Consider the following 334-nt stretch of genomic DNA (forward strand, 5'->3'; position numbering starts at 1 on the left):
GACGACCAGGATGCCGAGGCCGGGCAGCGCGGGAAGCGGGGCGCCGAGGATATGGAGATCGGGCGGCACGGCCTCCTCCGCCATCACGCTGATCGCCAGACCCGAGCGCGCGACGGCGATGAGCCCCGCCAGGCTGTTGCTGGCATAGGCTATCTTGTAGCGCAGCCCGGCGCGGGCCATGGCCTCGCAGGCACCCTTATGATCGATGGCGTTCGACGCAGCCAATGCCAGCGGCACGGTGTCGCCGAAATCGTAAAACTCCAGCGCGGGTCTGCTGCCTACCCAGACCAGGGCTTCCCTGCGCACCACATCCGGTGCATCGCCTTGATCGGGC

Annotated in this window: 1 pseudogene; it reads right to left on the reverse strand. The window is 68.3% G+C overall.

The features are described from left to right. Positions 1-334, reverse strand: a pseudogene (locus EN874_RS32705) (LysR family transcriptional regulator); the annotation flags it as partial.

It is taken from the genome of Mesorhizobium sp. M1D.F.Ca.ET.231.01.1.1 (assembly GCF_003999155.2).
GTDB lineage: Bacteria > Pseudomonadota > Alphaproteobacteria > Rhizobiales > Rhizobiaceae > Mesorhizobium.